Here is a 15,107-nt window from a genome sequence, read left to right as displayed (position 1 = left end):
GGGCGCCCCGTTAACCACGCTGGCCGAACGCAGGCTTGAAGCCGTGGGTAACCCGGCAGGACGCCGGGTTAGCCGCCCCGCGCCATGGATGGCGCGGGGCGGCGGCCCACGGATTCAAGCCGGAGTGAGGGCACACCGAGCCTAAGCGAGGTGCCGAGTGGTGGGGCAAGAGCCTTTTGCTTACTTTTGGGCTCCTCCAAAAGTGAGCCGCTGTAAAAGCGGAACCATAGGAGGCCGTTACCGCAAAAATGGATATGCACGCGGTCTAATCCAACATCCCTGACGGCCCACAGGTGCAACGTCGCACCACAGTGGTGTAGATACCTATGCCGCGATGAGGCAGTCCAACATTTGCGGCAGTTCAGGTAAGGAGTTGTATTCAGGCCTTGCCGGGAATCCCGTACTTGCGCAGCCGATGGGCGATGGCGGTGTGGGAGGTCTGCAGGCGGCTGGCCAGTTGGCGGGTCGAGGGATAGTTGACGTAGAGCTTTTCCAGCAGGCATTTCTCGAAGCTTTCCATGGCCTGCTCCAGGCTGTCGACCTCGCTGTCGCTCTGGCGCGCCACTGAGGTGCCGGCGATGTCCAGGTCGCCGATGTCCACCAGGCTGCTTTCGCAAATGGCCGCGGCGCGGAAGATCACGTTCTGCAACTGGCGCACATTCCCTGGCCAACGATTACCGAGCAGGGCCGGGTAGGTGCCGGGCGCCAGGCGGCAGACCGGACGCTGGATCTGCGCACAGGCCTGCTGCATGAAGTAGCGAGCCAGCAGCAGAATGTCCTGGCCGCGCTCGCGCAATGGCGGGACTTCGACGTTGAGCACATTGAGGCGGTAGAACAGGTCTTCGCGAAAGGTCCCCTCGCTGACCATCTTCTCCAGGTCACGGTGGGTCGCGCTGAGGATCCGCACGTTGACCTTGACCTCACGGTCCCCGCCCACCCGGCGAAAGCTGCCATCGTTGAGAAACCGCAGGAGCTTGGCCTGCAGATACGGCGACATCTCGCCAATCTCGTCGAGAAACACCGTGCCCTGGTTGGCCAGTTCCATCAGCCCCGGCTTACCACCGCGCTGGGCGCCGGTAAAGGCACCGGGGGCGTAGCCGAACAGTTCGCTTTCGGCGAGGTTTTCCGGCAAGGCCGCACAGTTCAACGCCAGGAACGGCGCGCTGTGGCGGGCGCTGATGGCATGGCAGGCGCGGGCCACCAGTTCCTTGCCGGTGCCGGTTTCACCCTGGATCAACAGTGGCGCGTCGAGGGCGGCTACCCGCTGCGCACGGGCCTTGAGTGTGCGGATCGCCGGCGACTCGCCGAGCAAGGCATCAAAACCTTCGGCGTGATCATGATGCAGTGCCGAGAGCTGTTCGCCGATCCGGTTGGGTGGATACAGGGTCAGCAGGGCGCCAGCGTCGGTGATCGGCGTGGCGCCCAGCAACAAGGTCTGGCCGTTGACCGTGATTTCCCGCAGCGGCAAGCGAAACCCGTGCTCCAGCAAGGTTTCCAGCAGGGCTGGGTCGGCAAACAGTTCGGCGACGTTTTCCCCGGCCGGTTCGCGGCCGTACAGGGCGATCAACGCCGGGTTGGCCAACAGAATGGTGCCGGCACTGTCGAGGGCCAGCACCGGGTCGGTCATGGCGGCCAGCAGGGCATCCAATTGCAGGTGGCGGCGTTGTCCGGGAAGGATGTCGACCACGGTCACCGCTTGCACACCACGTACGCTGAACAAGGCATCGCGCAGTTCTTCGAGCACTTGCGGGCTCAAGGTCGGGGCGTCGATGTAGACGTTCGGCGGGACCATTTCCACCGCATCCAGGTTGAGGTTGCGCCCACCGAGCAAGGCCAGGACTTCCTGGGTGATGCCGACGCGGTCGATGAAACTGACGTGGATACGCATGGGGCGTTTGTTGGTTCTGAGGTGCGGAGGGGGGCAAGTATGCCTTGGGGCGGGCGAATGGTGAAAGCCTGCTCGCGATAGCGCTGTGTCAGTCGACAGCGCGCCATCGCGAGCGGGATGGGATTACTCGAAGTGTTCGATATTCACCGGGTCGCCGGATTTCATGTTCAGTTGCACCCGGATGTCTTCAAACATCAGGTCGTAATGCTTGTGCACCGAGCCGATCTGGCTGTGGGTCTTTGGAATGCCGTACTTCTCGGCGATCTTCGTCACGTTGTTGGCAAAGTTGTAGGCCTCCTCCTTGGGCAGGAAGAACGTCTCGCTCATGTCCTTGCCCTGAATGTTGCCATGCATGGTGAACTGGATGCCCTTGTCGCCCTTGGGGCTCTTGCTGACTTCGTAGTCGAGGTGCACGTTGTAGCTGACATCATCCGGGGTCAGTGCATGACGCTCGATGTGCAAATGACCTGGCTCAAACTTTGCCATAGACGTCTCTCCTTACAGGTAAGTAATGCCAGGTTTGGACGTGCTGATTCGGGTGCCGGCCTTGCCCTGGACGATCGCTTCGATGTCCGAGAGTGAACCGATCACCGCGACTTTTCCAGTGTTGCGCGCGAAGTCGCAGGCGGCCTGGACTTTCGGCCCCATGGAGCCAGCGGCGAAGCCGAGTTTTTCCATTTCGTCGGGGTGCGCCTGGGCGATGGCTTTCTGGGTGGGCTTGCCGAAGTCGATGAACGCCGCGCTGACGTCGGTGGCAATCACCAGCAAGTCACCTTCCAGCTGTTCGGCCAGCAGCGCCGAGCACAGGTCCTTGTCGATCACCGCTTCGATGCCCTTGAGCTTGTGGTTCTCGTCGTACATGGTCGGGATCCCGCCACCCCCGGCGCAGATCACGATGCTGCCCTTTTCCAGCAACCACTTGATCGGGCGGATTTCGAAAATACGCTTGGGTTTCGGGCTGGCCACCACGCGGCGGAACTTGTCGCCATCGGGGGCGATGGCCCAGCCTTTTTCCGCCGCCAGCGCTTGGGCTTCAGCCTTGCTGTAGACCGGGCCGATCGGCTTGGTCGGGTTCTTGAACGCCGGGTCGTTGGCGTCGACTTCAACCTGGGTCAACAGGGTTGCGAACGGCACCTCGAAGTCCAGCAGATTGCCCAGTTCCTGTTCGATGATGTAGCCGATCATGCCTTCGGTTTCGGCACCGAGCACGTCCAGCGGGTAGGGGGAAACGGAGGTGTAGGCGGCTGCCTGCAGCGACAGCAGGCCGACTTGCGGGCCATTGCCGTGAGCGATCACCAGTTGATTGCCGGGGTGGATCTTGGCGATCTGTTCGGTGGCGATCCGGATGTTGGCGCGTTGATTGTCTGCCGTCATGGGTTCACCACGACGTAGGAGGGCGTTACCGCCCAGAGCAACGACGATACGCATAATGCAGTCCTTCTTCGAAGAGATATAAGCCGGTACGCGGTCCCCTGCAGGAGCGAGCTTGCTCGCGATAGCATCACCAAGGTCTGTCAGAAGCACCGGGGTGCTGCCATCGCAGGCAAGCCAGCTCCCACATTGACTGTGTCCAGTCAGTGGGAGCCGAGTGAGCTGTTACAGATCAGCCAGGGTCGATACCAGGATCGCCTTGATCGTGTGCATGCGGTTTTCCGCTTGCTCGAAGGCGATGCAGGCTGGCGACTCGAACACGTCATCGGTCACTTCGATGCCATTGGCCAGGTGCGGATACTGCTCGGCAATCTGCTTGCCGATCTTGGTATCGCTGTTGTGGAAGGCTGGCAGGCAGTGCATGAACTTGGTGCGTGGGTTGCCGGTGGCTTTCATCAGCTCGGCGTTGACCTGGTACGGCAGCAGTTGCTGGATCCGTTCGGCCCAGGCTTCGACAGGCTCGCCCATCGATACCCAGACGTCGGTGTGGATGAAGTCCACGCCCTTGACCGCGGCTTTCGGGTCTTCGGTCAGGGTGATGCGGGCGCCACTTTCTTCCGCGTATTTTTTGCAGCGAGCCACCAGGTCGTCGAGAGGCCACAGGGCTTTGGGTGCGCAGATGCGTACGTCCATGCCCAGCTTGGCGCCGACCAGCAGCAGCGAGTTGCCCATGTTGTTGCGCGCGTCGCCCAGGTAGGCGTAGCTGATCTCGTGGATCGGCTTGTCGGCGTGTTCACGCATGGTCAGCACGTCGGCGATCATTTGGGTCGGGTGGTATTCATCGGTCAGGCCGTTGAACACCGGTACGCCGGCGAACTTCGCCAGTTCTTCGACGATTTCCTGCTTGAAGCCACGGTATTCGATGGCGTCGTACATGCGCCCCAGTACGCGGGCGGTGTCCTTCATGCTTTCTTTGTGGCCGATCTGCGAGGAGTTCGGGTCGATGTAGGTGACGTTGGCGCCCTGGTCATAAGCGGCCACTTCGAACGCGCAGCGGGTGCGGGTCGAGGTTTTTTCGAAGATCAGCGCGATGTTGTTGCCTTTGAGGTGCTGCTGCTCGGTACCGGTGTACTTGGCGCGCTTGAGGTCGCGGGACAGGTCGAGCAGATAACGCAATTCGCGAGGGGTGTGGTGTTCCAGGCTCAGCAGATTGCGGTTATGAATGTTAAAAGCCATTTTGGATCTCCTTGGGTTTCGGTTATCCCCCTGGCCGCACTCGATAAGTGTCGGCCAGGGTTTATAGGTTAGTAGTCGATTGGGTCGCGGATGATCGGGCAGGTCATGCAGTGGCCGCCGCCACGGCCGCGACCGAGCTCGCCGGCGCTGATGGTGATGACCTCGATCCCGGCCTTGCGCAGCAGGGTGTTGGTGTAGGTGTTACGGTCGTAACCGATGACCACGCCTGGCTCCACGGCGACCACGTTGTTGCCGTCGTCCCACTGCTCGCGTTCGGCGGCGAAGCTGTTGCCGCCGGTTTCCACCACGCGCAACGCCTTGAGGTTGAGGGCCTTGGCCACGGTGTCGAGGAAACTGGTTTCCTCGCGGCGGATGTCGATGCCGCCCTGTTTGCTTTCGTCAGGTCGCAGGGTGAAGGCAACGATCTGGTTCACCACTTCCGGGAAGACCGTGACCAGGTCGCGGTCGCAGAAGCTGAACACGGTGTCCAGGTGCATGGCTGCGCGGGACTTCGGCAGGCCGGCAACGATCACTTTCTCGACGGCTTTGTTCTTGAACAGGTTCAGTGCCAGTTGGCCGATGGCCTGGCGGGACGAGCGCTCGCCCATGCCGATCAGGACCACACCGTTGCCGATCGGCATGACGTCGCCGCCTTCAAGGGTGGAGCTGCCGTGATCCAGGTCCGGGTCGCCGTACCAGATCTCGAAGTCGGCGTTGGTGAACTGAGGGTGGAACTTATAGATGGCGGTGGTCAGCAGGGTTTCCTGGCGACGGGCCGGCCAGTACATCGGGTTCAGCGTCACGCCACCGTAGATCCAGCAGGTGGTGTCGCGGGTGAACTGGGTGTTGGGCAGCGGTGGCAGGATGAAGCTGGTGTGGCCGAGGAAGTCGCGGAACATCTGGATGGTCTTGCCACCGAAGCTGTCCGGCAGATCATCGGCGGACACGCCACCGATCAGGTACTCGGCGATGTGCCGTGGCTCCAGGCTGCGCAGCCAGGATTTCACTTCGTTGATCAGGCCCAGGCCTACCGAGTCGGCGGTGACCTTGCGTTCCAGGATCCAGTCCAGCGCTTCGGGGATGGCAACGATGTCGGTCAGCAGGTTGTGCATTTCCAGCACGTCGATCCCGCGTTCGCGCATCTTGGTAACGAAGTCGAAATGGTCACGCTTGGCTTGGGCAACCCACAGCACATCATCGAAAAGCAGTTCGTCACAGTTGTTCGGGGTCAGCCGCTGGTGGGCCAGGCCGGGGGAGCAAACCATGACTTTGCGCAGTTTGCCGGCTTCGGAATGTACGCCGTACTTAACTTTTTCCGTGGTCATTACAGTGATCCTCCAGATGACAATACAAACTTGAGTGTTACAGGGTCAGGAAGCCGTCGTAGAGCCCATAGGCCGCTACCAGCGCACCTATGACTACCGCGGCGAAAATCAGCTTCTCGACGTTGGTGAAAATCGGTTTGCCCAACTCGCGCTTGGCCTTGGCGAACAGAATCACGCCAGGGGCATAGAGCAGGGCAGAGAGCAGCAGGTACTTCAGGCCGCCGGCGTAAATCAGCCAGACCGCATAGATCAGGGCTACGGCGCCGATGAACAGGTCTTTCTTGCGTTCGGCCAGGGCGTTCTCGTAAGTCTCGCCGCGCACTGCCAACAGCAGGGCGTAGGCCGCCGACCAGAGGTAAGGCACCAGGATCATCGAGGTCGCGAGGTAGATCAGCGACAGGTAGGTACTGGCCGAGAACAGGGTGATGATCAGGAAGATCTGCACCATGGCGTTGGTCAGCCACAGGGCGTTGACCGGTACGTGGTTCTCGTTTTCCTTGCGCAGGAACTCCGGCATGGTGTGGTCTTTGGCGGCGGCGAACATGATCTCCGCACACAGCAGGACCCACGACAGCAGGGCGCCCAGCAGGGAGATGATCAAGCCAACACTAATCAGCACCGCACCCCAGTGACCCACCACGTGCTCAAGCACGGCGGCCATCGACGGGTTCTGCAGCTTGGCCAGTTCCGGTTGAGTCATGATCCCCAGCGACAGGACGTTCACCAGCACCAGGAACAGCAGCACGGTAATGAAGCCGATCACCGTGGCTTTACCCACGTCCGAGCGTTTTTCCGCACGGGAGGAGAAGATGCTCGCGCCCTCGATACCGATGAACACCCAGACGGTGACCAGCATCATGTTGCGCACCTGGTCCATCACGCTGCCCAGGTCCGGGTTCTTGATCCCCCAGATATCGGCAGTGAAGATGTCCAGTTTGAAGGCGAAAATGGCGATCAGGACAAACAGCAGCAGCGGTACAACCTTGGCCACCGTGGTCACCAGGTTGATGAACGCTGCTTCCTTGATCCCGCGCAGGACCAGGAAGTGCACCGCCCACAACAGCACAGACGCACCGATGACGGCGGCGACGGTGTTGCCTTCGCCGAAAATCGGGAAGAAGTAACCCAGGGTGCTGAACAGCAATACGAAGTAACCGACGTTCCCCAACCAGGCACTGATCCAGTAGCCCCAGGCCGAGGAGAAACCCATGTAGTCGCCGAAACCGGCCTTGGCATAGGCGTAGACCCCGCCATCCAGATTCGGCTTGCGATTGGCCAGGGTCTGGAAGACAAAGGCCAGGGTCAACATACCGACAGCGGTGATAGCCCAGCCGATCAAAACAGCGCCGACATCGGCACTGGCGGCCATGTTCTGGGGCAAGGAAAAGATCCCGCCGCCAATCATGGAGCCGACCACAAGCGCGACCAGGGCACCTAGTCGTAGTTTTCCGGGAGATTCTGACATTGCATGACTCCAATGCAGGAGAAGTGAGTTCGCAGAGTAAATCCGCTGACGTTTCAAACAGCTGACTTAGATCAGTTCATTGCCACATTCCATTGTTGATGAATGACTTTCGTCGGTTTGTTAACGCGCTGAGAGGCCTCTCCTAGAGGCTTCCAGGTGAAACTAAAGGGAATGCATCGTATTGCAGCAAGATATGAAGCTAGTTGGTTTTTCAGAATGTGCAAATTTTTACCGGCGGTTCTCAGTACAGAATGGATTTATCGGAAATGCTTCACAAAACTGGCAAAATCCCCCGGCGGCATAGATGAGACAGTTCTAAGCGAAGTCTGATTTTTATCCTTTACTGATAAACGTTCGGCTGCGCTGGATATTTAATTGAGTGAACACTTGTTATGGTTCGCAAACATGACAAAACGTCGATTTGAGAGGTAACGATGTCGCAACCGGCGCAAAAGCTCCGACTCAGTGCCTTGATCGCCTTGGTGGTCGGCTCGATGATTGGCGGCGGGATCTTTTCCTTGCCGCAGAACATGGCCGCCCGCGCCGATGCCGGGGCCGTGTTGATCGGCTGGGCCATCACCGCCGTGGGCATGCTGACCCTGGCCTTTGTGTTCCAGACCCTGGCCAATCGCAAGCCTGAACTGGACTCGGGGGTGTACGCCTACGCCAAGGCCGGGTTTGGCGACTACATGGGGTTCTCCTCGGCCTGGGGCTACTGGATCAGTGCCTGGCTGGGCAACGTTGGCTATTTCGTGCTGCTGTTCAGCACCCTGGGTTACTTCTTTCCGGTGTTTGGCCAGGGCAATACGCCGATTGCCATCGGCTGCGCCTCGGTGCTGCTGTGGGCGGTGCATTTCCTGGTGATGCGCGGGATCAAGGAGGCGGCGTTCATCAACCAGGTGACCACGGTGGCCAAGATCGTGCCGCTGGTGATGTTCATCGTGATTGCCGCCGTGGCGTTCAAGGCTGACATCTTTACCCGGGATATCTGGGGGCGCAGTAACCCGAACTTCGGCAGCGTGATGGACCAGGTGCGCAACATGATGCTGGTCACGGTATTCGTGTTTATCGGCATCGAAGGCGCGAGCGTGTATTCGGCCCGCGCGGAAAAACGCTCCGACGTGGGCCGGGCCACCGTCATTGGCTTTATCGGGGTGCTGGCGCTGTTGGTGCTGGTGAACGTGCTGTCACTGGGGATCATGAGTCAGCCGGAGCTGGCCAACCTGCAGAACCCTTCGCTGGCGGCGGTGCTGGAGCACATTGTCGGGCCGTGGGGCGCTTTGCTGATCAGCGTCGGCCTGGCCATTTCGTTGCTTGGGGCATTGCTGTCGTGGGCGCTGCTGTGCGCTGAAATCCTGTTTGCCACGGCCCGGGACAAGACCATGCCGGCGTTCCTGAAAAAGGAAAACGCCAACCATGTACCGGTCAACGCGCTGTGGCTGACCAACGCGATGATCCAGCTGTTTCTGCTGATCACCCTGTTTTCTGCTGGTACCTACACCAGCCTGATCTACCTCGCCTCGTCGATGATCCTGGTGCCTTACTTGTGGTCGGCGGCTTACGCGGTGCTGTTGAGCGGGCGCGGTGAAACCTATGAAAACGCCTCGGGCGAGCGCACCAAGGATTTGCTGATTGGCTCGATCGCCCTGGTTTATGCGGTCTGGCTGCTGTATGCCGGAGGGGTCAAGTACCTGCTGCTGTCGGCGCTGCTGTATGCACCGGGGGTGATTCTGTTCGCCAAGGCCAAGCATGAGCAGGGCCAGCCGTTGTTCACCCACATCGAAAAAGGCATTTTCGCCTGCGTGGTTGTCGGTGCGTTGGTGGCGGCCTATGGCTTGTACAGCGGCGTGCTGAGTTTGTGAGGCTGACGCTCGACTATCAGGGGGCCTACGATTGGCCGGCGATGCTCGACTTCTTGGCGGCGCGGGCCATCGATGGGCTCGAGGTGGTTCGCTCCGGGTCGTACGCCCGCAGCTTCTGCCTGCACGGTTTGCAGGGGACGTTTGTCATCAGCCAGGCGCCGGGTCACGGCCTGGCGGTAGAGCTGGCCTATGCCGATTCGGCGGCGTTGCCGCAGATCGTGGCGCGCTTGCGGCGGATGTTCGACCTCGATGCGCACTTGCCGGCCATCCACCGGCACCTGGCCACAGACCCGCTGCTGGCGCCGTTGATTGCCCGGCGCCCGGGCTTGCGTGTGCCGGGCACCTGGGACGGCCTGGAGTTGGCGATGCGGGCGGTGCTGGGGCAGCAGATCAGTGTGGCGGCGGCGATCAGGCTGGCGGGTAAGCTGGTGGCGCAATACGGCGCGCCGCTGGTGGGGCCCGAGCCGTGGTTGCCGGGCCTGAGGCAGGTGTTTCCCGAGGCGCAGGTGTTGGCTTCGGCGGATCTGGCCACGCTGGGCATGCCCCGCAGCCGTGGGCGCACTTTGTCGGGTGTGGCCCAGGCGTTGCTGGAGAACCCTGAGTTGTTCGAGGCGCGCGAGCACCTGCCGGCGTCCGTGGCGCCGTTGCTGGCGTTATGGGGCGTGGGTGACTGGACGGCCCAGTACATTGCCTTGCGCCAGATGCGCGAGGCGGACGCGTTCCCGCCGGGGGATGTGGGGCTGCTCAAGGCGCTGGCCGCCCTCGAAGGCCAGCCAGTCAGCGCCCAGCACCTGTTGGCCCGGGCAGAAAGCTGGCGACCATACCGGGGTTATGCGGCGCAAGTGTTGTGGACGTCCTTGAGTCGGGGGGATTGAGGTGTAGCAAAGACCGGCTTCGCCGGATTGTGTGGGAGCGGGCTTGCCCGCGATGGACGTCAACGATAACGCGCAGATTCAGGATCAACGCAGCGCTCTTGAGACCATCGCGGGCAAGCCCGCTCCCACAGGATTTTTGGCTGCCAGCAGATTTTGCGGGCACCATCGCTGCCTGAATGCCCATAGCAGGCGCTGTTCACCACCGTGCCCGATGGGCCCCCAGTTCCCCGGCCGGCAGTGACCACTGCAGGGGCGTGCCGCTGATGGTTAGTGGCACCTGCAGTCGATTGGCCGGTCCCCAGGTTGTTTGTTCCAGCACGAGTCCCTGATCGCTGGCCTCTTCGGCACGCAGCGCCGGTTGTGGTGTGGCGGGCTGTTGCAGCAGCAGCTTCGCCGTGCGCGCCAATGACAGGCGGGCGGATCCGCCGCAGCCGCTGGCCAGGCGCTCGGTCAACAGCTTGAGACAGCTGGCCGCCATCAGGTACCCGGTGGCGTGGTCCAGGGCCTGCACCGGCAAGGGCGTCGGTTGGTCGCTGTGCTGCCAGGCCATGCCGGCTTCGGCGATGCCGGTGCTCATCTGCACCAGACTGTCGAAGCCCCGGCGATTCTGCCAGGGACCGCTCCAGCCATAGGCATTGAGGCTGACGTCGATCAGCCCCGGCGCCAGCGCCTGGCGTGCACGGGTGCCGTAGCCGAGGTTTTCCAGGGCGTCGGCGCGGTAGCCATGGAGCAGGATGTCGGCGTCCTTGAGCAGGGCTTCAAACACCTGGCGGTCGCTGCGTTGGTGCAGGTCAAGGTGGGCGCAGCGTTTGCCCAGGGTCATTTCCGCGACCACGCCCGGCTCGTGCCAGTGGGGTGGGTCGATGCGCAGCACATCGGCGCCCAGGCCGGCGAGAAAACGACTGGCTGCGGGGCCGGCAAGGACCCGGGTCAGGTCCAGCACCCTGAGCCCCGCCAGCGGCCTCGCGACTGATCCCGACCAGGCCTGCCGGCGTTGATCCTCAAGGGGCGCCAAGTGCACCAGCGGCTCGGCATTGACCGCCAGCCCCTGGGGATGGACCTGCCATTGCTGCCAGGAGCGCATGACCGCCGCGCAGCCCCCGGCGTCGACCACCGCCTGTTCCAGATCCTCCTTGGCCCACGGCGCAACCTTGGCGGCCATCGCGCTGCGGTCGCTGCAGGCACCCAGTACTTTTTCGGCGGCGCGTCGATGATGGGCAGCATTGGTGTGCAGGCGGATCCAGCCATCGCCCGTGGCATAGTCACCGGCGAGCGGATCCCACATCGGCGGCACCTTCCAGCCCAGCGGGCGCAAGGAGGTGGCGAACCAGAAGGAGGCAAGTCGGCGATCAACTTCGAGGGTCGGTAAACGGCCGGTCTGTTGCTGCAGCAGTTCGCTGAGGGCCTGGCCGGCCACCGCAATGCTGGCGCTGGCCAGCTCGGTGACGGCAAACGCCGAGGGCAGGGCGCCCTCGGCGGTGAACCGGATGGCAGTTTTCTGCAAGCCCAATGCGGCTTGCAGGGCAGTCAGCAAAGTGGTCATCGAGAGCCCTCCGAAAGAGGGCTCGAGCATAGAACAAAAGCGCTGTGGTGGAGGGCCTAAACCCGGAACTGGTCCATCAGTTTCATCTGGTGGGTGGCCAGGGAGTTGAGCTGGCTACTGATCTGCGCCGACTCGGTGGCTTGCTCGGTCAGGGTCTCGGTGACCGTGCGGATCGCCGAAACGTTGCGGTTGACCTCTTCGGCCACGGCGCTCTGCTGCTCGGCGGCACTGGCGATCTGCAGGTTCATGTCGCTGATCACCGTGACTGCCTCGCTGATCTTGCCCAGGGCCTGCACCGCTTGCTGGATCTGCCCGGCGTTGTTGTGCGCCTGGGTCTGGCTCGAATGCATGGTGGCGACCACGCCGCGGGTGCCGGTCTGGATCCGCTCGATCACCAGGCGGATCTCCTCGACCGAATCCTGGGTACGCTTGGCCAGGTTGCGCACTTCATCGGCGACCACCGCAAAGCCGCGTCCGCTTTCGCCGGCGCGAGCCGCCTCGATCGCGGCGTTGAGGGCCAGCAGGTTGGTCTGTTCGGCGATGCTACGGATCACTTCCAGCACCGAGCCGATCTGCTCGCTGTTGACGGCCAACGCTTCGACTTCGGTCACTGCCTTGCTGACTTCTTCGGCCAGTTGATTGATGTCGCGGGTGCTGCGTTCGATGATCGACATCCCGTCCCGGGCCGACTGGTCCGCGCCCCTGGCGGCGCTGGCGGCATTCGAGGCGCTGTTGGCGACGTCATGGGCGGTGGCGCTCATTTCGTTGGAGGCGGTGGCGACCTGGTCGATTTCGCGGAACTGCACCTGCATGCCTTCGCTGGTCTGGCGGGCGATTGCCGAGGACTGGTCGGCGGTGCCCCGGGCGTCGGTGATGCTTTGCTTGATCTGTGCGATGGTCGGCTGCAGTTTGTCGAGGAAGCGGTTGAACCAGCTCACCAGCTCGCCCAACTCGTCTTGCTTGCTGTAGTTCAGGCGTTGGGTGAGGTCGCCGTCGCCGCTGGCAATCGCCTTGAGCATGGTCGCCACGCTGTTGATTGGCCGGGTCACGCCGGAGGCAGTCAACCACATCAGCAGCAGGCCCAGCAGGCCGGCGCCGATGGCCACGGCCAGAGTCTTGTAGGTGCCAAGGTCCTGCGCCTCATCGAGCACCGTTTGCAGTTTCAGCGAGTCGGCCAGCAGCACTTGCCGGGGCAGGTCGATCACTACCCCCCAAGGCTTGGTGTCGGCAATCGGGCTGACCGGCAGCACCGCGCGGATCAGGTCGCCGTGCTGGAGAATTTTCGCCGTGTTGGCGTTGATCAGTTGCAGCACTTCCTTGCCATCGTTGCCCAGGGCCTCGACCAGGTTTTTCCCCAGTTTGCTGGCGTCGACGCTGTAGCCGGCCAGCGCACCGCTGCCAGACACGATCAGCATGTGCCCGGCACCGTTGAACAAGTCCCGCTGGGAGCTGAGGGCGGCCGCTTGCAGGGCGTCGAGGGAAATGTCGATACCGACCACGCCGATGGCCTTGCCATTGACCAGCAACGGCACGGAAATACTGGTCATCAGCATTTCCTTGCCGGCGACGGTGTCGGCATAGGGGTCGAGCAGGCAGGTACGCTTGCTGTCGCGGGGGCAGGTGTACCAGCTGTTGTACGGGGTGCCACTGAGATTGAGGGTGGTCTTGGTCATGTCCTCTTCGGTCATGATGGTGTTTTCCCCGGTCCCCCCGGCTCGGCTCCAGTAACTGGCGAATCGCCCGGCTTCGTTGGACAGGCGAGCGGCGTCGTCGACGAAGCCCTGGTCCTGGCCGTCCAGGCCATTGGGTTCGAATGCCAGCCAGATTCCCAAGACCCCGGTGTTGCGCTCGAAAGCGCTCTTCAGGCTCTGGTTCAACTCCTCGCGCAGGGCGCCGGGATCCAGGGCGCGCTTGCCGGCCAGACGACGCAGATCAGCGATCTGGTCGGCCAGGGCGGTCACTACCAGCAGGCTTTCGCCGAAGGTCTTCTGCACCCGCACCGCCTGCTCGGCAGCCTTGGCCTGCAGCAGGTTCTCGACGCTGGCCGTGAGCATCCGGGTGCTGGAGGCGCTGACCAGTTGATCGTTCTGATTGGTCTGGTAGATGTTCATGCCGACGATCAGGCCCACCACGCCCAACAGGCACAGTCCGGACAACAGCACGATTTTCAGGCGGATGGAAAGAGAGTCGAACATGGGGCGATCTCGCGAAGGGATGACTGGTGGGCTGAGGGTCTTGAGCGACCCGCTCGCCAAATCCATTCAGCGCCATGTGTGACACATCGGCTTACAAGAGCTGGGCATGAGCGACAGCCGACGAACGGTCGCTGGCGCGGCAGGGACTGGAGATATCAGGAGGCTTGAGGCAGGGACTCCGGGCGCGACCAGATCCACAGGTTGCCCAGGCTCATGCCGGCGATGGCGAGGTAGATCGGCCAGCCGTGGTCGAGCATCACCAGCATCAGGCCGGCACACAGCAGCATGCTCGCGGTGGCGCTGATCTTGGCCCGACGCGCGACAATCTTGCCGTTGCGCCAGTTTTTCAGGATCGGCCCGAACAGCCGATGGTTTTCCAGCCAGGCACTCAGGCGCGGCGAACTCTTGGTCGCCGCCCAGGCGGCCAACAGGATGAATTCGGTGGTCGGCAACCCCGGCACGACAATGGCGATCAGGCCAATGCCCAGGCTGACATAGGCCAGCAGGCCGAAGAGGATGCGCGCGAGTTTGGAGGAAGCGAGGCGAGACATGGATTATTCAGAGGTTGACCGCGAGGTTGGATCGCAAGGCTACAGGTTTGCCCTGCCCAACCAGGTTGGGCAGGGCAGGGGTTCAATCAGGCCAGTTCAGGTTCGGTGGCGTAAGCCTGTTCCAGCAATACGGTGAAGCGGTTGAAGGCGTCGATGGCGCCTTTATCGACTGCGGCTTCTTCTTCGGCGCTGAATACCAGGCCGTCGAGGGTCCTGACGAAGTTTTTCCAGCCTTCGGCGCGACCACCGGCCGGCTCGCCCAGGTGGCGGGCACCGAAGGTTTCGCTCAGGCCCAGGCCTACGGCACGCTTGATCAGGAACGCGGCACCGAGTTTCGAACCTTCGGAAACGAACAGCCAGCCCAGGGCTTCGGCCTTGCTCGGCTGTTGCACGGCACCTGCCACCGGGGCCGGGACCAGGGTGTCGAGGTCAGCCAGGTCGGCCTTGGCGGCTTCGGCGCGGCAGCGCTCTGCCAGGTCGGGGACGATGGCGATCAGCTCGGGATCGTTGTACAGCGACACCAGTTCCGACTGGAACAGGTACTGGGCCACCACAAAACGGGCGAAGTTGGCCTGGGTTTCAAACGGCGCATGGGCCTTGACCAGGGCGTCGAGCTTGGCATGGGGCTCGTGGGTGATCTGGTTCAGGCGTTGGGAACGCAGGCTCGGGCGTTGAGTAGGATCGGCAGCGGTCATGAAGAAGTCCTTGAGAATGAGATGCGCTTGGTAACTAGACGAACCAGCAGGCGCAGCACAGTAAAAAATCCTCGCTGCGCCTGGGAAAAAGGCGCAACGAG

The 15,107-nt window shown here is 62.3% G+C and carries 11 protein-coding genes and 2 pseudogenes; 2 read left to right on the top strand and 11 right to left on the bottom strand.

Annotated elements, in window-relative coordinates; translation table 11 throughout:
* Positions 1-379: 379 nt before the first annotated feature.
* The 6 genes from CKW24_RS19770 to arcD (CKW24_RS19745) all read right to left on the bottom strand — a co-directional run bounded on the left by CKW24_RS19770 (position 380) and on the right by arcD (CKW24_RS19745) (position 7,285).
* Complete coding sequence (locus tag CKW24_RS19770) at positions 380-1,888, bottom strand: sigma-54-dependent transcriptional regulator (protein WP_095169845.1); 1,509 nt, start codon at positions 1,886-1,888, stop codon at positions 380-382.
* 123 nt (positions 1,889-2,011) lie between these two features.
* Positions 2,012-2,374: a DUF5064 family protein gene (locus CKW24_RS19765; protein WP_095169844.1), complete on the bottom strand. Its 363-nt coding sequence runs from the start codon at positions 2,372-2,374 to the stop codon at positions 2,012-2,014.
* A 12-nt stretch (positions 2,375-2,386) separates the two neighbouring features.
* Positions 2,387-3,316 (bottom strand): carbamate kinase, encoded by a 930-nt coding sequence (arcC, locus tag CKW24_RS19760; protein WP_095169843.1) that lies wholly within the window; start codon positions 3,314-3,316, stop codon positions 2,387-2,389.
* A gap of 168 nt (positions 3,317-3,484) precedes the next feature.
* Positions 3,485-4,495, bottom strand: coding sequence for an ornithine carbamoyltransferase (locus tag CKW24_RS19755; protein WP_095169842.1), 1,011 nt, complete (start codon positions 4,493-4,495; stop codon positions 3,485-3,487).
* Positions 4,496-4,563: 68 nt separating this feature from the next.
* Positions 4,564-5,820, bottom strand: coding sequence for an arginine deiminase (arcA, locus tag CKW24_RS19750; protein WP_095169841.1), 1,257 nt, complete (start codon positions 5,818-5,820; stop codon positions 4,564-4,566).
* A 37-nt stretch (positions 5,821-5,857) separates the two neighbouring features.
* Positions 5,858-7,285 (bottom strand): arginine-ornithine antiporter, encoded by a 1,428-nt coding sequence (gene arcD, locus CKW24_RS19745; RefSeq protein WP_095169840.1) that lies wholly within the window; start codon positions 7,283-7,285, stop codon positions 5,858-5,860.
* Positions 7,286-7,719: 434 nt separating this feature from the next.
* On the opposite strand from arcD (CKW24_RS19745), the gene arcD (CKW24_RS19740) reads away from it, so the two are divergent.
* Positions 7,720-9,147, top strand: a complete 1,428-nt coding sequence (gene arcD, locus CKW24_RS19740) for an arginine-ornithine antiporter (protein ID WP_095169839.1) — start codon at positions 7,720-7,722, stop codon at positions 9,145-9,147.
* Complete coding sequence (locus CKW24_RS19735) at positions 9,144-10,022, top strand: DNA-3-methyladenine glycosylase (RefSeq protein WP_095169838.1); 879 nt, start codon at positions 9,144-9,146, stop codon at positions 10,020-10,022. The genes arcD (CKW24_RS19740) and CKW24_RS19735 overlap by 4 nt, the downstream gene beginning before the upstream one ends.
* Before the next feature lie 196 nt (positions 10,023-10,218).
* Here the strand turns inward: CKW24_RS19735 and CKW24_RS19730 are convergent, their stop codons facing one another.
* The 5 genes and pseudogenes from CKW24_RS19730 to CKW24_RS19715 all read right to left on the bottom strand — a co-directional run bounded on the left by CKW24_RS19730 (position 10,219) and on the right by CKW24_RS19715 (position 15,006).
* Positions 10,219-11,565, bottom strand: a complete 1,347-nt coding sequence (locus tag CKW24_RS19730) for a CoA transferase (RefSeq protein WP_095169837.1) — start codon at positions 11,563-11,565, stop codon at positions 10,219-10,221.
* A gap of 56 nt (positions 11,566-11,621) precedes the next feature.
* A pseudogene (locus CKW24_RS28715) lies at positions 11,622-12,152 on the bottom strand (methyl-accepting chemotaxis protein); the annotation flags it as partial.
* A gap of 375 nt (positions 12,153-12,527) precedes the next feature.
* Positions 12,528-13,619, bottom strand: a pseudogene (locus tag CKW24_RS28710) (chemotaxis protein); the annotation flags it as partial.
* A 296-nt stretch (positions 13,620-13,915) separates the two neighbouring features.
* The gene (locus CKW24_RS19720; protein ID WP_095169835.1) at positions 13,916-14,311 is read right to left on the bottom strand and encodes a YbaN family protein; all 396 of its coding nucleotides are present in this window, start codon (positions 14,309-14,311) and stop codon (positions 13,916-13,918) included.
* A gap of 86 nt (positions 14,312-14,397) precedes the next feature.
* The gene (locus CKW24_RS19715) at positions 14,398-15,006 is read right to left on the bottom strand and encodes a biliverdin-producing heme oxygenase (RefSeq protein WP_095169834.1); all 609 of its coding nucleotides are present in this window, start codon (positions 15,004-15,006) and stop codon (positions 14,398-14,400) included.
* Positions 15,007-15,107 lie beyond the last annotated feature (101 nt).

It is taken from the genome of Pseudomonas sp. Irchel 3H3 (assembly GCF_900187635.1).
Lineage (GTDB): Bacteria > Pseudomonadota > Gammaproteobacteria > Pseudomonadales > Pseudomonadaceae > Aquipseudomonas.
This window is presented reverse-complemented; position numbering and strand designations above follow the sequence as displayed.